This window comes from Fontisubflavum oceani (genome assembly GCF_030407165.1).
Lineage (GTDB): Bacteria > Pseudomonadota > Alphaproteobacteria > Rhodobacterales > Rhodobacteraceae > Rhodophyticola > Rhodophyticola oceani.
Map to the genome: position 1 here is coordinate 799,174 of NZ_CP129111.1, position 18,136 is coordinate 817,309.

Annotated in this window: 15 protein-coding genes and 1 pseudogene; 5 read left to right on the forward strand and 11 right to left on the reverse strand. The window is 61.4% G+C overall.

Annotation, left to right across the window (positions count from 1 at the left end; all coding sequences use genetic code 11):
• Window positions 1–30 precede the first annotated feature (30 nt).
• Window positions 31–1,866 carry a DNA mismatch repair endonuclease MutL gene (gene mutL, locus QTA57_RS04080; protein WP_290153779.1) on the forward strand — a complete coding sequence of 612 codons (1,836 nt, stop codon included), beginning with the start codon at window positions 31–33 and terminating at the stop codon, window positions 1,864–1,866.
• Window positions 1,863–3,032, forward strand: a complete 1,170-nt coding sequence (locus tag QTA57_RS04085) for a DNA recombination protein RmuC (RefSeq protein ID WP_290153781.1) — start codon at window positions 1,863–1,865, stop codon at window positions 3,030–3,032. The genes mutL and QTA57_RS04085 overlap by 4 nt, the downstream gene beginning before the upstream one ends.
• Here the strand turns inward: QTA57_RS04085 and QTA57_RS04090 are convergent.
• Together QTA57_RS04090 and QTA57_RS04095 are read right to left on the reverse strand one after the other, a co-directional pair.
• Window positions 3,029–3,481: a GAF domain-containing protein gene (locus QTA57_RS04090; RefSeq protein ID WP_290153783.1), complete on the reverse strand. Its 453-nt coding sequence runs from the start codon at window positions 3,479–3,481 to the stop codon at window positions 3,029–3,031. The genes QTA57_RS04085 and QTA57_RS04090 overlap by 4 nt on opposite strands.
• A gap of 79 nt (window positions 3,482–3,560) precedes the next feature.
• Entirely contained in the window at window positions 3,561–4,739 is a 1,179-nt protein-coding gene (locus QTA57_RS04095) for a thiolase family protein (protein ID WP_290153785.1), read from the reverse strand.
• A gap of 516 nt (window positions 4,740–5,255) precedes the next feature.
• Here QTA57_RS04095 and QTA57_RS04100 point away from each other — a divergent pair.
• Complete coding sequence (locus tag QTA57_RS04100; protein ID WP_290153787.1) at window positions 5,256–6,836, forward strand: gamma-glutamyltransferase family protein; 1,581 nt, start codon at window positions 5,256–5,258, stop codon at window positions 6,834–6,836.
• 28 nt (window positions 6,837–6,864) lie between these two features.
• Here QTA57_RS04100 and hspQ read toward each other — a convergent pair whose 3' ends face one another.
• On the reverse strand, window positions 6,865–7,191 hold the full coding sequence (gene hspQ / locus QTA57_RS04105; RefSeq protein ID WP_145213245.1) for a heat shock protein HspQ: 327 nt from the start codon (window positions 7,189–7,191) through the stop codon (window positions 6,865–6,867).
• A 252-nt stretch (window positions 7,192–7,443) separates the two neighbouring features.
• Between hspQ and QTA57_RS04110 the strand changes: the two genes are divergently transcribed.
• On the forward strand, window positions 7,444–8,019 hold the full coding sequence (locus tag QTA57_RS04110) for a transglycosylase SLT domain-containing protein (RefSeq protein WP_171559342.1): 576 nt from the start codon (window positions 7,444–7,446) through the stop codon (window positions 8,017–8,019).
• A gap of 4 nt (window positions 8,020–8,023) precedes the next feature.
• Here the strand turns inward: QTA57_RS04110 and QTA57_RS04115 are convergent, their stop codons facing one another.
• The 4 genes from QTA57_RS04115 to QTA57_RS04130 all read right to left on the reverse strand — a co-directional run bounded on the left by QTA57_RS04115 (window position 8,024) and on the right by QTA57_RS04130 (window position 14,125).
• Window positions 8,024–8,629: a LolA family protein gene (locus QTA57_RS04115; protein WP_171559339.1), complete on the reverse strand. Its 606-nt coding sequence runs from the start codon at window positions 8,627–8,629 to the stop codon at window positions 8,024–8,026.
• Window positions 8,630–8,690: 61 nt separating this feature from the next.
• Window positions 8,691–11,486, reverse strand: coding sequence for a DNA translocase FtsK (locus QTA57_RS04120; protein ID WP_290153791.1), 2,796 nt, complete (start codon window positions 11,484–11,486; stop codon window positions 8,691–8,693).
• A gap of 11 nt (window positions 11,487–11,497) precedes the next feature.
• Window positions 11,498–12,679, reverse strand: a complete 1,182-nt coding sequence (locus QTA57_RS04125; protein ID WP_290153793.1) for an aminotransferase class I/II-fold pyridoxal phosphate-dependent enzyme — start codon at window positions 12,677–12,679, stop codon at window positions 11,498–11,500.
• Between the two features lie 117 nt (window positions 12,680–12,796).
• Window positions 12,797–14,125, reverse strand: a complete 1,329-nt coding sequence (locus QTA57_RS04130) for an amidase (RefSeq protein ID WP_290153794.1) — start codon at window positions 14,123–14,125, stop codon at window positions 12,797–12,799.
• A gap of 87 nt (window positions 14,126–14,212) precedes the next feature.
• Here QTA57_RS04130 and QTA57_RS04135 point away from each other — a divergent pair, with 87 nt between their 5' ends.
• On the forward strand, window positions 14,213–15,436 hold the full coding sequence (locus tag QTA57_RS04135) for an FAD-dependent monooxygenase (protein ID WP_290153796.1): 1,224 nt from the start codon (window positions 14,213–14,215) through the stop codon (window positions 15,434–15,436).
• Here QTA57_RS04135 and QTA57_RS04140 read toward each other — a convergent pair.
• The 4 genes and pseudogenes from QTA57_RS04140 to QTA57_RS04155 all read right to left on the reverse strand — a co-directional run bounded on the left by QTA57_RS04140 (window position 15,433) and on the right by QTA57_RS04155 (window position 18,058).
• Window positions 15,433–15,615, reverse strand: coding sequence for a Trm112 family protein (locus QTA57_RS04140; RefSeq protein ID WP_145213265.1), 183 nt, complete (start codon window positions 15,613–15,615; stop codon window positions 15,433–15,435). The genes QTA57_RS04135 and QTA57_RS04140 overlap by 4 nt on opposite strands.
• On the reverse strand, window positions 15,612–16,256 hold the full coding sequence (locus QTA57_RS04145) for an LON peptidase substrate-binding domain-containing protein (RefSeq protein ID WP_290154774.1): 645 nt from the start codon (window positions 16,254–16,256) through the stop codon (window positions 15,612–15,614). Before QTA57_RS04145 ends, QTA57_RS04140 begins: the two co-directional genes overlap by 4 nt.
• Window positions 16,257–16,281: 25 nt before the next feature.
• Window positions 16,282–17,191 (reverse strand): annotated as a pseudogene (gene trxA / locus QTA57_RS04150) (thioredoxin).
• A gap of 78 nt (window positions 17,192–17,269) precedes the next feature.
• Window positions 17,270–18,058, reverse strand: a complete 789-nt coding sequence (locus QTA57_RS04155; protein WP_290153798.1) for an exodeoxyribonuclease III — start codon at window positions 18,056–18,058, stop codon at window positions 17,270–17,272.
• Window positions 18,059–18,136 lie beyond the last annotated feature (78 nt).

Genomic DNA, 18,136 nt, shown 5'->3' on the forward strand with positions numbered 1-18,136 from the left:
ATCGGCATTGGCCATGCTACCCATAGTGGCATGGCCAACCCACACCCCAAGATAGGCGACCCACCCCGGGTGATCCGGCAATTGGACGACACTGCAATCAATCGGATTGCGGCGGGTGAAGTTGTGGAACGCCCTGCGTCTGCGGTGAAAGAGCTTGTGGAAAACGCGATTGATGCGGGCGCCAGCCGTATCTCGATTGATGTCGGCCATGGCGGCAAGAGTCTGATCCGAGTAACGGATGACGGGTGCGGCATGGGGCCGGAGGATTTGCCGCTGGCCTTGGCGCGGCATGCCACGTCGAAAATCGACAGCTCGGACTTGTTGAACATTCGCTCCTTCGGGTTTCGCGGCGAGGCTTTGCCGTCGCTTGGCGCGGTCGGGCGATTGAAGATAACCAGCCGGATGGCCGGTGGCGAGGCGCATCAGGTCAGCGTGAGTGGCGGCACGATGGGGCCGGTGAAGCCCGCCGCTCTGTCCGCTGGCACCGTCGTGGAACTGCGCGACTTGTTTTTTGCCACGCCCGCCCGGTTGAAATTCCTGCGCACGGATCGCGCCGAGATGCAGGCGATCTCCGATGTGGTGAAACGCCTCGCGATGGCGGAGCCTGGGGTTGGGTTCACCCTGCGCGATGTCAGCGATGGCGCCGCCCGGGTGACCTTCCGCGCCGATGCGGAACAGGGCGAGTTGTTCGACGCGCTGCGCGCCCGTCTTGGCACCGTGATGGGGCGCGAGTTTACCGAGAATGCCCTGCCGATTGAGGCGGAGCGAGAGGGGCTGCGGTTGATTGGCTATGCGGGCCTGCCGACCTATTCGCGCGGGTCTGCCGTGGCGCAATATCTCTTCGTCAATGGTCGCCCGGTGCGCGACAAGCTCTTGGTTGGCGCCCTGCGCGGGGCCTATGCCGATTTCCTGAGCCGGGACCGGCACCCCGCCGTGGCGCTTTTCATCGACTGCCCGCCCGAGCGGGTGGATGTGAATGTGCATCCCGCCAAGGCGGAGGTTCGGTTTCGCGAGCCGGGTGTGGCGCGGGGCTTAATCGTCACCGCGCTCCGCCATGCCCTGGCTGAAGCGGGGCACCGGGCCTCGACCACTGTGGCCGGCGCCACGCTTGGCGCGATGCGGCCCGAGCCAGTGGAGCCACGCATCTATCAGATGGACCGGCCAAGCCAGACCACCCTGCGCACCGCGCGCGAATGGCAAGCGCCCGGTCTTTCTGAGACGCCGTCGCCTTTTGTCGAGACCAGCGCAAGGGTTGAGGTCATCGAAGAAGACTCGGGCGAGGTCGAAGCCCTGCCTTTGGGCGCGGCGCGGGCGCAGGTGCATGAAAACTACATCCTGGCACAGACCGAAGATGGGCTGGTGATTGTCGATCAACACGCGGCGCATGAGCGGCTGGTCTATGAGAAGCTGAAACGCCAGATGGCGGAAAATGGCGTTGCCGCGCAGGCGCTGTTGATCCCGGAAATCGTGACGCTTGGCACGGACGCGGAACGGCTCTTGGACATGGCCCCGGAATTGGCGCGCTTTGGGCTCGGTATCGAGGCGTTTGGGCCGGGCACGGTTGCGGTGCGGGAGACGCCCGCGATCCTGGGCACGGTCAATGCCGAGGCAATGCTCCGCGATATTCTCGATGAATTGGATGAACTGGGCGACAGTCAGACCTTGCAGGCCCGGATAGAAGCGATTTTGAGCCGCGTTGCCTGCCATGGCTCGATCCGGTCAGGGCGGCGGATGCAGGCCGATGAGATGAACGCGCTTCTGCGTGAGATGGAGGCGACGCCGCATTCGGGGCAATGTAATCATGGGCGGCCGACCTATGTGGAGCTAAAGCTCAGCGATATTGAACGGCTGTTTGGACGGACATGATACAGTTTGGCGAGACCCAGATTAACCTCAGCGACCCGCTGATCCTGGCACTTGTCATCGGCGGCGGTATCCTTTTGCTCATGCTGATCCTGATTGTCCTGGCGATGCGTGCCGCCAACCGCTCGGCCCGCGCGGTGGAACCGTTGGCGCAGCATATCGGCGGGCTTGGGCAGCGGGTGCAGGGTTTAAGCGATGGCCAACATCAACTGGCCGGTGGGCTGTCCCACGTGTCGGAGATGCAAGCCAAGGCCCAGGCGCAGATGTTGGAAGCGATGGAGCGACGTCTGGAAGACGTGCAGAAATCCATGGGCGAGACGCTGCATGGCACCTCAACCCGCACCGCGCGGAGCCTGGGCGAGTTGCAGCAGAAGCTGGAGCAGATCGACAAGGCGCAGGCGAATATCGAGAAGCTTTCGGGTGATGTGTTGAGTCTGCAGGATATTCTGTCGAACAAGCAAACACGTGGCGCGTTTGGCGAGATTCAATTAAATGACATCGTGTCGAAAGCGCTGCCATCGGACAGCTACGCGTTTCAGGCGACGCTTTCCAACGGCAAACGCGCCGATGCGCTGATCCATCTGCCGAACCCGCCAGGGCCGATTGTGATCGACTCGAAATTCCCCTTGGAGGCCTATGAGGCGCTTCGTCGGGCGAAGACCGAGTATGATATGAATGAAGCCGCCAAGCAGATGCGCGTGGCCGTCAAAGCCCATATCAAGGCGATCTCTGAACGCTATATTCTGGAAGGGGAGACCGCCGAAGGGGCGCTGATGTTCCTACCCTCCGAAGCGGTTTATGCCGAGTTACACGCGAATTTCCCGGAGCTTGTGCGCGAAGGGTTCGCCGCGCGTGTTTGGATCGTATCGCCTACCACCTGTATGGCCACGCTCAACACGATGCGCGCCGTCCTGAAAGATGCCCGGATGCGAGAACAGGCCGGTGAGATACGCAAAGCGCTGAAGCAGCTGCATCGGGATGTGGAGATCGTCGAGGAACGAGCCGGCAAGCTGGAAACGCATCTGCGGCAGGCGGGCGAGGATGTGGCGGGAATCCTGACCGCGAGCGCCCGGGCGGGCAAACGCGCCGAACGGCTCGACAATTTCGATTTCGAGGAATTGGGCCCAGATACGCCCGGCGACAGTGTGGTGCCACTGCCGCGCCGTTAACGCTGGAAAGTGGCCGCCAAGATCTTCGTCAACTGGTCCGCATCTTCTTTGGTGAAAGCGCTCGGCTGATCGCTGTCGATGTCGAAGACGCCAATCAAGTCGCCAGCCTTGTTCCAAACCGGCAGGACCAGTTCGGATCGGGTCGAAGAGGCGCACGCGATATGGCCGGGGAAAACATCCACATCGTCGACCAGCTGCACCTCGCCGGTCCGGGCCGCCGCGCCGCAGACCCCGCGCGAAAACGGGATATGCAGGCAGCCATGCCCGCCTTGGTAGGGACCGATTTTTAGGAGTTCCGGCTCTGTAACCCGGTAAAATCCGGTCCAGTCGAAGCGATCATCGGCATGATGCACCTCGCAGGCAACGGTCGCCATGAGCGCGACCTCATCGGTTTCGCCGTCGGTGAGGCTGGCCAGGGTCTGGGCGAGGGTCTGGTAGTTTACATGCATGGTGGTGCTTTGGATTTCTGTGGGAACGAGGGATTTTCCACCCCTCGCGCTCCCCGAGGATATTTTGAAGCAGAGAAGGTCAGACCCGCTCGATGGCAATGGCCGTGCCTTCTCCGCCACCGATACAGATCGCCGCGATACCGCGCTTGAGGTCGCGTTTTTCCAGCGCGTTGAGCAGGGTGACCATAATCCGCGCGCCAGAGGCCCCGATTGGATGGCCGAGGGCGCAAGCGCCGCCGTTCACATTGACCTTCTCGCGCGGCAGGTTGAACGCGTGCATGAAGGCCATGGGAACAACTGCGAAAGCTTCGTTCACTTCCCAAAGGTCGACATCTTCGGCGGTCCAGCCAAGCCGGGCGAGCAGTTTCTCCGCCGCAGGGACCGGCGCGGTGGTGAACCAGCCGGGCTCCTGCGCATGGGAGGCGTGGCCGAGAATGCGGGCGCGGATCGGCAGGCCGTTTTCCTCCGCCACGGATTCGCGGGCCAGGACCAAAGCCGCCGCACCGTCGGAGATTGAGGATGCATTTGCGGGTGTTACAGTGCCGTCTTTGCGGAAGGCTGGTTTCAGGGTCGGGATTTTCTCGGGCCGGGCATTGCCAGGCTGTTCATCGACGGCGACCTCGGTAGATCCCTTGCGAGTTGTCACCGTCACCGGTGTTACCTCATCAGCGAAGGCGCCGCTTTCGATCGCCGCCAAAGCGTTGGAAAGTGAGCCCAGCGCATACTCGTCCTGCGCCTCGCGGGTGAACTGGTATTTCTCGGCACAATCCTCGGCAAAGGTGCCCATCAGACGGCCTTTGTAATAGGCGTCTTCCAACCCATCGAGGAACATATGATCGATGGTTTGCCCATGGCCGATGCGGGCGCCGCCGCGCATATTGGGCAGGAGGTAAGGCGCGTTTGTCATGCTCTCCATACCACCGGCCACGATCAGATCGGTTTGGCCAAGCGCGAGTTGATCATAAGCGATCATCGCCGCCTTCATGCCGGAGCCGCACATTTTGTTAAGTGTGGTGGCCGGAACGTCCTGACCGAGGCCCGCCTTGAAGCCAGCTTGACGCGCGGGAGCCTGGCCCTGACCGGCGGGCAGAACGCAGCCCATCAGCAACTCGTTCACCTGCGCGGCAGTCGCGCCAGATTGTGCCAAAGCAGCCTCAATTGCCGCACCGCCAAGATCTGCTGCGGTGACATCGGAAAACGCCCCTTGAAATCCACCCATCGGCGTTCGCGATGCGCCGCAAATGACGACCTTATCCATGTTTCCCTCCGCTTTCTTCGCCCAACCCTTCGATACCGAAGAGCAAGCCCTAACGTCCAGGCTCTATCTCACGGGCGGCGCAAGGAACAGGGATGACGCTGACCAAGGAGACCGAGGCGACGTCTGCATAATCCATATGGATGACGATCGTCACACGCCAAGATAAGTGGGGTTGGCCAAGTCCTCATCCAGATCCAACTTTGGGGTTAGGGCAGGTCTTGAACACGCGAGAGAATCACCTCGACGTTTCGATTGCCCGGCAACCGAAGCCAATCACCGGATCACATCATGATTGTTTCCTGGCCACCCCAATTGCCACCGAAGCGCCACAATCGTTCCCAAACTTGGCCCGTTTGAGTCGCCAGACCAAGGCTGTAGCTGCATAGGCTTCCCTCGGTGCCGTGTCGCAAAGCCCCCACCCAGTGGCGCGGTTCCGAGGTCCTTGCAGTTTTCCCACTTGCTCCTGCTGACCCTTCCCCTAATTTGCCTTCGGATCATCGACGGAAAGGGAGACATATGCGCGATTTTCACCAGCCCGGCCGCTCAACGGTGTTTGCAGAAAACGGCATGTGCGCAACTTCACACCCTCTCGCCGCAAAGGCGGCGATCGGCCTCTTGGAGCAAGGTGGCAACGCCGTTGATGCCGCAATCGGGGCGGCAGTTCTTCTCGGGTTTTGTGAACCTCAGATGACCGGCCTTGGCGGCGATATGTTCGCCATGGTGAAACGCGGCGACAGCGATGAGATCATTGGGTTGAATGCGTCGGGCAAAGGTCCGACCGGATTATCCGCAGCCGCCTTGCGGGCTGACGGCCACGAGACGATGCCGCTCTACCATCCGGCCGCCGTGACCGTACCCGGGGCCGTGGATGGGTTTTGTCGATTGCACAGCGATATGGGGCAGCTCGCTCTGGCCGATGTCCTTGCTCCCGCCATTCGCTATGCGGAGGATGGCGTGCCGGTCGCACCGCGTGTCGCGGCAGATTGGGCAGAAGCAGCCGGAGATCTGTCCGGCAAGGCGCGAGACTTGTTCTTGCTACAAGGCCAAGTTCCGAAACCCGGGCAGGTCTTCCGCGCCCCTGGGCAAGCCGAGGTACTGCGCAAAATCGCCGCCGAAGGGCGCGCCGGATTTTATGAGGGGGAAGTTGCTGCCGATATGGTCGCGAGCTTGCAAGCCTTGGGCGGCACCCATACGGAGGCGGATTTCGCAAATGTCGCCTGCGATTACGTCACGCCGATCAAGACCACCTATCGCGGCGCGGAGCTGATCGAACTGCCGCCAAATGGTCAGGGCGCGGCCGCGATCCTCCTCGCCAATATATTGGCGGAGTTTGATATCGCCAGCATGGACCCTTGGGGGACCGAACGCGCACATATTGAGGCCGAAGCGACGAAACTGGCCTATGATGCGCGCAATCGCTTCATCGCGGATGCAGAAAGCTGCACCCGGGTGGACCATCTGACATCGCCAGAAACCGCCAAATCCTTGGCGGCGCTGATTGATCCCAACGGCGGGATGACGGATGCCGAATCCGTCTCGGAAGCGGTGCATAAAGAAACCATCTATATCACCGTGGTCGACAAGGATCGGATGGCGGTCTCCCTGATTTACTCAATCTTCCACAGCTTCGGCTCGGGCCTGGCAAGTGACCGCTTTGGCATCCTGTTCCACAACCGCGGCGCGGGCTTTGCCTTGGCGGAGGGGCACCCAAACGAGGCGGGCCCCGGCAAGCGCCCGATGCACACCATCCTTCCAGGAATGCTACGGGACCCGAACGGCAACCTGATCTCCTTCGGGGTGATGGGGGGGCAGTACCAGGCCACCGGACATGCGCGCTTTTTGACCAATGTGGTCGATTTCGGCATGGGCCCACAGGCGGCAATCGACGCCCCCCGCTGTTTCGCCGAGGCCGGAGAGCTCAAGATCGAGCGTGGCTATGCACAGGATGTGCAGGACGCATTGGCCGCAAAAGGACACAAGATCGCGGTGCCTGATCTACCGATCGGTGGTGCGCAAGCAATCCGCATTGACGCCGAAACCGGCCTCTTGGAAGGCGGCTCAGATCCGCGCAAAGATGGGTGTGCTCTCGGGTATTGATCGCGCGGCGCTTCGGCGCCGCAGCAGCTCAATTCAGCTGATATTCAAGCGGATACCGTCCGTCTTGGAAATCACCGAACAAATCGGGCAAATCCGGGTGATCAACCGGCTCGCCGGTGTTGTCGGGAACAAGGTTCTGCTCCGACACATAGGCGACATAGTAGGTCTGATCATTCTCCGCCAAGAGGTGATAGAAGGGCTGCGCCTTGGACGGGCGGCTGCCCTCCGGTATGGCGTCATACCATTCCTCTGTATTGGCAAACTCCGGATCGATATCGAAAACCACCCCGCGAAACGGGTGTTTTTTGTGCCGAACAACCTGCCCGAGGTTGTATTTTGCGTTACTGGTCAACATGGCGAAGCGCCCCCTTAACAATTTCCTAAACCTTGGGGCGGGCCCTTGTCCATCGAACATCGCCAGATTTGCGGGAAACAGACTGTGAACCTTAATTTGACAGTGCAAAATTCTCAATCGGACGAATGGTTTGGCCAGCACCATCACAATGCTGTTCATCCTGGGCGATGATGTGCAGCTTGGCATTTCCTGATCGGCAGAAATCCCGTATACTCCTTCAAAACAAATATAGAATTCGAGCAGGCAAAATTCATGAAACAGGCAGTGTTTTTCCTGATGTTGCTGGTATTGGCAGGCTGTGGGCGCAATTTCTCGGCCCCTCGAGACCTGGATAATGCCTGCGAAATCGCAGACGAACGCCCGGCGTATTTCCGCGCGATGCGCGCGACCGAGCGTAATTGGGGCGTGCCCATCCATGTGCAGATGGCGACAATTTACCAGGAAAGCCGGTTTATCGGCGATGCGCGGACGCCGTTTCGCTATGCGCTTGGGGTGATCCCCATGGGGCGCCAAAGCTCCGCCTTTGGCTATAGCCAGGCGCTGGACGGAACTTGGGAAGAATATCAGCGCTCTACCGGCAATCGCCGGGCTCGGCGCACCGATATCGGCGATGCGACCGATTTCATGGGCTGGTATATGACCCGCACAGTGGAACGGAACGGTGTGCCGCTAACCGATGCGCGGAACCAGTATCTGGCCTATCATGAGGGCCACACCGGCTATGCCCGCGGCAGCTATAACGCCAAACCCTGGCTTCTCCGCGTGGCCAGCGATGTGGCCGACCGCGCGCAAACCTATCAGCTACAACTGGCAAGTTGCCGCCGCTGATCCGTCAATCGTTCAGACCGCGGGCATCGATTTCTTGCGGGATGTTGAAGAGCCGGGCGCGAACCGTCACGTCCGTCTCCAGTTCTCCGAGAATGACGGTCGTATCGCTGCCCGCTTCATCTGTGATCACCCATTGGCGAAGCTCCACCGGATTGCCGGTGAAAACCAAGGTGATTTGACCGATCTCCGGATGTTCGGGGTCTTGTGCGACCACCCGTGTTGATGTGCCATCGCCCTCATGGCCGATCACCATACCGGATCGGCCCAGATCCACATTACGCGCCAGGATCAGGTGCAGCGGCGTGCGGCGGAGCGGATATTGTTCGGGTCGCTGGTTCGAACGCGCGTCGAAGATCGCAACCTGGCCGCCGCCTGCAATGACCAACAGGTCATCATCGCCGCCGCCATATTCAAAGCGCACACGCCCAGGCCGCTGGAGATAGAGCGTCCCGGTTGAAATTGTACCGTCGGCGTTGATCTGCGTGAACGACCCCTCGGCGGTGCGCAGCGTGTTCAGATAGGCCGACAGTTGGGACAGCGGGATCGCTTGCGCCCAGGCCGGCAAGGCGGTGGTGACGACCAGCGCCACGGACAGAAGAAACCGTTTCATTGCTCCAATTTAATCAGTCCGCGCCGGAGTTACACCTCACGTCCGCGCCATCGGCGGAAAATCACGCTTGTTCCGGCACCAAAATCTCGCGTTTGCCGACATGATTGGCGGCAGAGACCAGCCCGCTATCCTCCATCTGCTCCACCAAGCGCGCAGCTTTGTTGTAACCAATCGCCAGTTTGCGCTGGATGTAAGAGGTTGAGCATTTGCGATCATTGATCACAATCGCCACCGCCTGATCATAGAGGGCGTCTTCGCCATCGGTGTTGCCACCAAGGCCCAGCACCATGTCGATATCGCTTTCTTTGTCCTCATCGGGGCCATCCAGCACGCTGGCGGCATAGTCCGGCGGCCCGAAGCTCTTCAGATGGCGCACGATCTCTTCAACCTCTTCATCGCTGACGAACGGTCCGTGAACGCGGGTGATCTTGGCGCCACCCGCCATGTAGAGCATATCGCCCATGCCCAAGAGCTGTTCAGCCCCCTGCTCGCCCAGAATGGTCCGGCTGTCGACTTTTGAGGTCACGTGGAACGAAATCCGCGTCGGGAAGTTGGCTTTGATCGTGCCGGTGATCACGTCAACCGAGGGCCGCTGCGTCGCCATGATGATATGGATGCCTGAGGCCCGCGCCATCTGCGCCAGGCGTTGGATGCAGGCCTCGATCTCTTTGCCCGCCACCATCATCAAATCCGCCATCTCATCGACAACAACAACGATGAACGGCATGCGCTCGGGTGCAAACTCCTCGGTCTCAAAAACGGGTTCGCCGGTTTCATCGTCAAACCCGGTCTGCACCGTGCGGCTGAACATCTCGCCTTTGGACAGCGCATCATCGACACGGCTGTTATAGCCTTCGATGTTGCGCACACCCATTTTGGACATCTTGCGATAGCGCTCTTCCATCTCGCCGACGGTCCATTTCAGCGCGACCACAGCCTTCTTCGGGTCGGTCACAACGGGCGAGAGCAGATGCGGAATGCCGTCATAAACGCTGAGTTCCAGCATTTTCGGGTCAATCATGATCATCCGGCACTCTTCCGGCGTCATTTTATAGAGCAGACTCAGGATCATCGTGTTGATCGCAACGGATTTACCCGAGCCGGTGGTCCCCGCGATCAGGAGGTGAGGCATTTTCGCCAGGTTCGCGACCACCGGATCACCGCCAATATCCTTGCCAAGCGCCAAGGGCAGGCGTTGGTTGCTGTCGCCGAAATCGCGACTCGACAGAATCTCGCGCAGCACCACTTTCTCGCGATGCTGGTTCGGCAATTCGATCCCAATGACACTCCGGCCCGGCACGGTCGAAACCCGGGCTGAGAGCGCCGACATGGACCGCGCGATATCGTCGGCCAAACCAATCACCCGGCTGGCTTTCAGGCCGGGCGCCGGTTCAAGCTCATACATGGTCACGACCGGGCCGGGGCGAACGCTGACGATCTCGCCTTTCACACCATAGTCATCCAACACATTTTCCAGCATCCGCGCGTTTTCTTCGAGCGCCTCATCGCTCAAATGATGCCGCTCGATGGCAACCGCGCTCGTCAGGAGCGACAGGGGCGGAAACTCATACTCGGCCGCCTCCGCCTCCAAGGGCAGTGACGGTTGAGCATCGGCCATTGCCGCGCGAGAGGGCGTCATTTTGCGGGCCTGATGCTGGACCACCTTTTTCGGTTCAGCTTGCGGGACGGCAAAGGCGGCCGCGCGGGACGGCTCGGCATCATACTCGGCCACACGCTCGGAATGCGGCAGCGGGATCGTCTCCTGCGGAGCTACGGCCTGCGCCTCATTGGCGACGCTGGTTAAGGGCGGCTCAACCCGCGTGAGTGGCGGCGCGGCACGTGTCGCGGTCATCGCTTTGTGCCGCGCGACGGCTGCTTGCGGTGTGGTCAGCGGTCGCCGCACGCGGCTTTTGATCACATCGGCGATTTTCTCGCGAATGCGGTCGTCATCAGGGGCATCAATATCGTCAACCGCTGCGGTGCCGCGTTCGGGCAACTCGGGTTCTAGATCAACCGCACGCTCCTTACCGCGCAAAAGCGGGACACGGGCCAAGAGGCCGGGGCGCGGCGCGGCGATGGGGGCCGTATCAAGCTCTGCAATATCCTCATGGAAGATGTTCTCGTCTTCAATCTCGTCTGCCTCGTGTCGGGCAAGGGCGCGCGCCTGACGCCGTGCATGCAGGGATTGCGCAGCTTGTGCAGCACCGCGACCGGCCTGCCCAAAGAGCGTGGCCAACCCCGCAATGGTCGATACCAGCCCGACCAGCAGGAACCGCAAAGCCACACGTAGTTCAGGCTTGTTGACGCCAAGCACAAACAGGCCGAGCGCCAGGAAGGCCAGGAAACTAAGCGCGGCGAGGAGTTTCAGGCCGAATTCCGACCCGAATGGCAGGATGTTCAAAAGCGCGCCGAGCACCGTGTCGCCAAACAGCCCGCCCAATCCAAAGCTATGGCTCCATTCCGGCCCGGGCGCGTAGCTCGCGGCATAGATCGCCGCCAAAGCAACCGCAATCGGCAGGAACACAACCCGACCAATCGCCCGGTCGGCACCACGATGGAAGAGGAGCCGCGCGCCCCAAACCAGGGCGCCAATGGCGAGGCCGTAAGCCCCATACCCGACGATCAACATCAAAACCGCCGCAATCGCCGCGCCCACATGGCCCAAATAGTTCTGCGGCACTGCATCCGTCGCAACGGTCCAGTTCGGATCTTCCGGCGAGTAGGAGGCAAGCATCATAACCAGCGCGACACCGAGCACCATCAAGCCCAGCCCCAAAAGCTCTTGGCCGCGCCGTTCAAGCGCGGCTTGCATCCGGCTGTCCAAAAGCGGGTCGCGCTGTCGTGTCTGATACGCCATAGATCTCTACCTCACCGATATAAACAGTCGCGGAGCTTGATCAGCCCGCGCCGCATGTCGTCTTTTTCGGCCACCATCGCCACGCGGATGTGATCCGCGCCCGGCGTGTGGCCCTCGATTGTCCGCGCCAGATAGGCCCCAGGCAGCACCCGGACACCCGTCTCGCGCCATAATTTCAGGGTTGCCGCCTCGCCGTTCTCCACCGGAAGCCAGAGGAAAAACCCCGCCTCGGGCGGCCTGTAGCCTTCGAGGCCGTCGAAAACCTCGTCGGCAATGGCATATTTCTCCGCGTAAAGCGCGCGGTTGGCGATCACATGGTCTTCGTCCGCCCAAGCGCGCGCGGCGACAGCCTGGAGCGGCATCGGAAGAGGTGCGCCCGCATAGGCGCGCAGCTGTTTCAGGCGCGCGATGCTCTTTTCACCGCCAGCGGCGAAGCCAGAGCGGAGGCCGGGCAGGTTGGACCGCTTCGACAGCGAGTGGAAAATCACGACCCGGTCGGGGTTCGCCCCGACCTCAGAAGCGACCTGCAACGCGCCTGGCGGCGGCGTCTCGCGATAGATCTCCGAATAACACTCATCCGCGAAAATCTGGAAATCATATTGCTCGGCCAGGCTGATCAGATCGGCCCAATACGCCCGATCCGCCACCGCGCCCTGCGGGTTCGCGGGGGAGCAGATATAGGCGACCGTGACCCGCTCCAATATCTCGGGCGGCAAGCTGGCATAGTCCGGCAAGTTGCCCGTCGCGTCGGTCGCGGGGACGTAAACCGGCTCCGCCCCGATGGCCAACGCGGCCACGGCATAAACTTGATAAAACGGGTTGGGCGTCAGAATGACGGGCTGTTTGCCACCCTTCGTCTCGGGGCTCAGCGCGATCAGCGCGTTAAAAAGCCCCTCGCGCGTGCCGTTCAAAGGCAAGACCTGGGTCCCCGCATCGACCGAGACATCATAGCGGCGTTTGATCCAATCGGCGATGGCCTGCTGTAACGCCGGGCTGCCATCATTCGCCGGGTATTTGGCGAAGCTGTCGACGTTTTCGGTCAGCACATCGCCCACCCAATCGGGGAACGCGTGGCGTGGCTCACCAATCGTCATGACAATCGGTTCGTCCCCAGGCTGATGGGAATCGAGCAAGGTCCGCAAACGCGGAAACGCATATTCTGGCAGGTCCGAAAACCGCTCTGGAAAGTACATATCTGCCTCAGTTTCAGGATCATAGCGCCCTGATTTGCAGACAGTGTACGGCGATGGGCCGCGTGGGTCCAGAAAAACGCGCCTTTTCAGGGCGTAAAGGCGCAACGCCTGTGGCGCTTAGGCCAATGCCCGCTCCGCCGCCGCCGCAATGCGCAGAAGTTGTGGCTCCGCCATCTGTGGGCACAAGATCATGATGCCTGTTGAGGGAATGCCGGTCGGCAGGGTCACGGCGCAGAGCCCCATCAGGTTGCCAACACGGGTGTTGCGCAGGGTCAAAAGGTTCTCGGTCACGAAATAATCGTCGTCACTCATCAGGCGCGCGGCATTTGCGGGTAGGTTCGCCGCCGTTGGCAAAAGCACCGCGTCATAGGCGGCGGTCTCACGCGCCCAGTCTCGCCTCAGACGGCGCAACCGCTGCCATCCGGCAACGAAATCAGGCGCGCTGACCTCGCGCCCCTGGCGGAACCGGTCGCGGATTCGGTCAAACATTTTCTCGGGCGCGGCCTCGATCGTCTCGCCCCAGGTGCCATAGGCCTCTCCGGTGAACAGCATCAGCGTTGTCTGCATCGCCTCGTCGATAGCCGGGATCGTCCCGGTATCGATCTGCGCCCCGGCTTGGGCAAGCCGGTCGATGGCGGATTGAAATGCCGCACCGGGCGCGTCGCGCACATCCGAGGAATAGGGCTCCAGCACCAAAAACCGTTTGCCGGCCAGGCGCGCGCCGGTGAGATCGACTGGCTTACCGCCCTCCATCACCGCCAGCAAATGCGCCGCATCTTCGACAGTCTTGGTCAGCGGGCCAACTGTGTCGAAACTCTCCGCCAATGGCACAACACCTTGAAGGCTGAGCCGCCCGTGGGTGGTTTTAAGGCCGACCAGATCGTTGTAAGCGGCAGGCAAACGGACGGACCCACCGGTATCCGACCCGATCCCTGCCGCCGCCAGGCCGAAGGCGACAGAAGCTGCCGCACCGGAAGACGACCCGCCCGGCACCAGGTCCGGATCATTCACATTGGGGGGTGTTGCGGTGATCGGGTTCACGCCCAGACCGGAAAAAGCCAGTTCCGTCATATGGGTCTTGCCCAGGCAAACCAGACCGGCCCGCGTCGCCCGCGCCAAAACCTCGGCATCTTCAGACGGCACACGGCCTTTCAACAGAGCCGATCCCGCCTCCGTCGGCAGGCCAGCGGTATCGAACAGGTCTTTCCAGGAGATTGGCACACCATCCAAAAGCCCGCGCCGCACGCCGTCTTTTGCCCGCGCCGCCGAGGCCTCTGCCTCCGCCAGCGCGCGCTCTGGCGTCAACATCGTGTAGATTCGGTCTGTATCCGGAAAAGCCCCACAGGCGGTCAGATAGGCTTCGGTCAACGCCACCGGGTCGATCTCGCCCGCGCCGATCGCCCGACCCAAATCGCTCGCGCTCAAGCTTTGCCAATCGTCCCGCATATTCCTGCCCCCGTCATGGTGTCGCGGGCCACGCTATCTGTGCGTTCCGCGTTGGACAATCCTCGACGCACCTGCATATTCCCTCTTATGGCACATGACGCAGATGTTCTGATTGTCGGCGGCGGCTTGAACGGCCCCTGCCTGGCGCTGGCCCTGGCGCAAGCGGGGTTTTCCAGCCTGGTTTTGGACGCGCAAAGCACCGAAAATCGAGGCGCAGACACGTTTGACGGGCGGTCTTACGCGCTGGCCCTGGCCTCGACCAAACTGCTGGATGCGTTGGGGCTTTGGGAGGATTTGGCCGATCACGCGCAGCCAATCTTGGAAGTCATTGCAAGCGATGGGCGGGCCGGCGAAGGGCCGTCGCCGTTTTTCCTGCATTTCGATCATGCGGAGATTGAAGAAGGCCCAATGGGCCATATGCTGGAAGATCGCTATCTGCGGCAGGCCCTGCTCGCCGCGATGGAGGCCGATCCTCTGGTCACACACCGCCCGGGCGCACGCGTCATCGCACAGGATACGGAAACAGGCGCGCGCGTCACGCTCGACGATGGCACCGACCTGACCGCACGGCTGCTTATCGGCGCCGATGGGCGGCAAAGCGGTGTGGCCGCGCGCGCCGGGATCAAACGCACCGGATGGGATTATGGGCAAACCGCGCTGGTCTGCGCGATTGCCCATGAGAAACCTCATAACGGCATCGCGCATCAGTTTTTCATGCCGCCCGGGCCGCTGGCAATCCTGCCGCTGCCCGGCAACCGTTCGTCAATTGTCTGGAGTGAAACCCATGAGGCCGCCGCGCGGATCAATGCGCTACCCGACGCAGACTATCTCGACGCGCTCCGCCCCCGGTTCGGCGATTTTCTGGGCGGGATCAGCCTTGAAGGCGCGCGGTTCAGCTATCCATTGACCCTGACGCTCGCCACCAGCTTCGTGGCCCCAAATCTGGCCCTGGTGGGGGACGCCGCCCATGGTGTGCACCCGATTGCGGGCCAAGGTCTGAACCTGGGCCTGCGCGATGTCGGCGCATTGGCCGAAGTGCTGGCGGATGCGAAACGGCGTGGCGAAGATTTTGGTGCCATTGATGTGCTGGAGCGCTATCAAACTTGGCGCCGCTTCGACACCGCCGCGTTGGCCGCCGGGATGGATGCGGTGAACAAGTTGTTCTCCAACGATAATCCGCTGCTGCGTGCCGGGCGTGATCTGGGTCTTGGCGTGGTGAATGCGCTGCCGGGTCTCCGGCGTCGGTTTATCCGCGAAGCCGCCGGGCTAACTGGCGATTTGCCGCGTCTGCTGCGCGGCCGTCCACTTTAGTCGATCTTCCGAGCTTCTTCTTCCAAGAGAATCGGAATCCCGTTGCGGATCGGGAAGGCCAGATGCGCGGCTTTGGAGATCAACTCCTGCGCCTCCGCATCATAGCTGAGCGGCGCATGGGTCAGGGGGCAAACCAGGGCCTCCAACATCCGGCGATCGGCCTGAGCAGCGGGGGTCATTGCAGAACCTCTTCGGTCGCGCCACCGCGCAGCGCAAATTCGATTAGTGTCACCACGGTTTCGCGGCGGGTGGTCAAGGACGGCGCCTCCAGCAGCGCCTGCTTCTCTTCGGGCTCAAACGGACAGAGCATCGACAGCGAGTTGATCAACAACTCATCCTCCGCATCTTTCAGACTGTCCCAATCCGTCGACAGCGACAGCGCTTCGAAATAACGCGAGAGAAGGTCGAGAAATTCGGGCCGGTTGAAGCTTTCATCCCGCTCGACGCCGCCCCGGTCGGCCTCAAACCCGTCCCAAGATACATCCGCCTTCAAATATGGGCTGAACCCCGAGACCTCGCGCGTCACGCGATAGCGCGAGATGCCAGAAAGCGTGATCATGTAGCGCCCATCCTCGGTCTCCGAGAATTGCGTGATCCGGCCCGCGCACCCAATCGCGTGAAGGCGTTTGTCAGCGTTGCCCGGCAAGTCGCGCGGCTGCACCATGCCGATCAAACGGTGCCGGGTTTTGAGCGTATCATCCAGCATCGCGAGATAGCGCGGCTCGAAAATATGCAGCGGCAGACGCGCGCGCGGCAAAAGCAGCGCGCCCGGAAGTGGGAACACTGGAAGGGTGTCGGGAAGGTCGGCTGAGGACATCATACCCAACATGTAGCACGCTGTGCGGTTAGGCAAAGATCATTGAGCTGAGTTTCCGGCGACCGGTGAGAACAATCGGGTCCTCAGGTTTGAGCGCGTCGAAAATCGTGAAGAGCTGCGTCTTGGCGGCGCCATCGTTCCACTCTCGATCTCGACGGAAGAGATCAAGTAGCTGATCGACCGCCTCCTCAACTTGACCGGCGGCATGCAAGGCCAGCGCGTAATCAAACCGGGCTTGATGATTGTCGGGGTCGGCCTCGACCGCGGCGGACAGATCCCCCAAAGGCCCTGCATCGGCGGCCTGACGCGCCAGCTCCAATTGTGCCCGCGCAGCTTCAACCTCGGCCGAGCTGGCAATCGCTTCGGGCGCATTCGCCAAGAGCGCGTCCGCCTGGTCGGTATCACCCGTCGCCAGATGGGCCCGAACCAAACCACCATAGGCGGCGGCATTTTCGGGCTCTTCGCCGAGGATGGCGGCAAAAGTCTGCGCGGCATCGACGGCGGCGCCTTCCTCCAGCATCGCCTCAGCCGCTTCAACTGCCTCGCTCAGCCCATCATCGCCGGCAAGCGCCGAGAGCTTCTCCACAAAGCGTTTCACCTCAGCCTCGGACACCGCGCCTTGGAACCCGTCCACCGGCTGCCCCTGGTGGAATGCATAGACGGTGGGGATCGACTGGATACGCAACTGACCCGCGATCTGTTGGTTCTGGTCCACATCGACCTTCACCATCTTGACCTTGCCTTTGGCCGCCTTGACCGCCGCCTCAAGCTGCGGCCCGAGCGTTTTGCACGGCCCGCACCAGGGCGCCCAGAAATCGACGATCACAGGCACGTCTTTGCTGGCCTCTATCACATCGACCATAAAGGTCGCTTCCAGAACTGTCTTTGATCAGATCGGCCGCACCGGCATCCGCCGCGCCCTGCCCCAACTCCAACATGGGTCATATCCCTTCAGATTCACTTGGCAGTGTATATGGAACCTGAACGCGCCGAGGCCAAGGGGCGATGCGCCGCTCCTAGAGATCGAAGGTCGCAAAAACCGGCGCGTGATCGGAGGGTTTCTCCCATCCGCGCACATGGCGCAAAACGCGCGAACTGTGCGACGCGTTTGCGATATCCGGCGTTGCCCAAACGTGATCGAGCCTGCGGCCCTTATCTGCAGCGTCCCAATCTCGCGCGCGATAAGACCACCAGGAATAAAGCACACCCTCGGGGATATCTTTGCGGGTCACATCGACCCATCCGGCACTGTCTTGCACTTGCGCCAGATGCTCCACTTCGATCGGCGTATGGCTCACCACCTTGAGCAATTGCTTGTGGGACCAGACATCATCCTCACGCGGTGCAATATTGAGGTCGCCCACAAGAATGCTCTTCTCGGGCGTCTCACCATGGAACCAATCCCGCATCTCCGTCAGGAAATCGAGCTTATGGCCGAATTTCTCGTTCTTCTCGCGGTTCGGCTCATCGCCCCCGGCCGGGACATAGAAATTATGCACCGTAACGCCGTTTTCGAGCTTCGCGGCCACGTGGCGCGCATCGCCCTTACCAACGAAATCCCGGTGCCCGGCATCCTCGAGTGGCAGCTTCGACAGGATCGCGACGCCGTTATATCCCTTCTGTCCGCGCGCCACCATGTGGCCATATCCAGCGGCGGCAAACACTTCGACCGGAATCTTCTCAACCGGCGACTTACACTCCTGCAAGCAGAGCACCTCCGGCCCTTCGTCGCGCAAAAGCTTGGTAACAAGCTCGGCCCGAAGCCGAACGGAGTTGATATTCCAGGTGGCAAGCGTGAAAGACATGATGCGGTCCCGATCCCCGTGTTGTGCCGCTTCGGTTTACGTGCCAGCGTCGGGCTTTGCAAATGTCCGAAAGGTGGG

Coding starts and splice junctions, on each gene's coding strand:
- mutL (WP_290153779.1), top strand. CDS start 31: ATGGCCAACCCACACCCCAAGATAGGCGACCCACCCCGGGTGATCCGG.
- QTA57_RS04085 (WP_290153781.1), top strand. CDS start 1,863: ATGATACAGTTTGGCGAGACCCAGATTAACCTCAGCGACCCGCTGATC.
- QTA57_RS04090 (WP_290153783.1), bottom strand. CDS start 3,481: ATGCATGTAAACTACCAGACCCTCGCCCAGACCCTGGCCAGCCTCACC.
- QTA57_RS04095 (WP_290153785.1), bottom strand. CDS start 4,739: ATGGATAAGGTCGTCATTTGCGGCGCATCGCGAACGCCGATGGGTGGA.
- QTA57_RS04100 (WP_290153787.1), top strand. CDS start 5,256: ATGCGCGATTTTCACCAGCCCGGCCGCTCAACGGTGTTTGCAGAAAAC.
- hspQ (WP_145213245.1), bottom strand. CDS start 7,191: ATGTTGACCAGTAACGCAAAATACAACCTCGGGCAGGTTGTTCGGCAC.
- QTA57_RS04110 (WP_171559342.1), top strand. CDS start 7,444: ATGAAACAGGCAGTGTTTTTCCTGATGTTGCTGGTATTGGCAGGCTGT.
- QTA57_RS04115 (WP_171559339.1), bottom strand. CDS start 8,629: ATGAAACGGTTTCTTCTGTCCGTGGCGCTGGTCGTCACCACCGCCTTG.
- QTA57_RS04120 (WP_290153791.1), bottom strand. CDS start 11,486: ATGGCGTATCAGACACGACAGCGCGACCCGCTTTTGGACAGCCGGATG.
- QTA57_RS04125 (WP_290153793.1), bottom strand. CDS start 12,679: ATGTACTTTCCAGAGCGGTTTTCGGACCTGCCAGAATATGCGTTTCCG.
- QTA57_RS04130 (WP_290153794.1), bottom strand. CDS start 14,125: ATGCGGGACGATTGGCAAAGCTTGAGCGCGAGCGATTTGGGTCGGGCG.
- QTA57_RS04135 (WP_290153796.1), top strand. CDS start 14,213: ATGGCACATGACGCAGATGTTCTGATTGTCGGCGGCGGCTTGAACGGC.
- QTA57_RS04140 (WP_145213265.1), bottom strand. CDS start 15,615: ATGACCCCCGCTGCTCAGGCCGATCGCCGGATGTTGGAGGCCCTGGTT.
- QTA57_RS04145 (WP_290154774.1), bottom strand. CDS start 16,256: ATGATGTCCTCAGCCGACCTTCCCGACACCCTTCCAGTGTTCCCACTT.
- QTA57_RS04155 (WP_290153798.1), bottom strand. CDS start 18,058: ATGTCTTTCACGCTTGCCACCTGGAATATCAACTCCGTTCGGCTTCGG.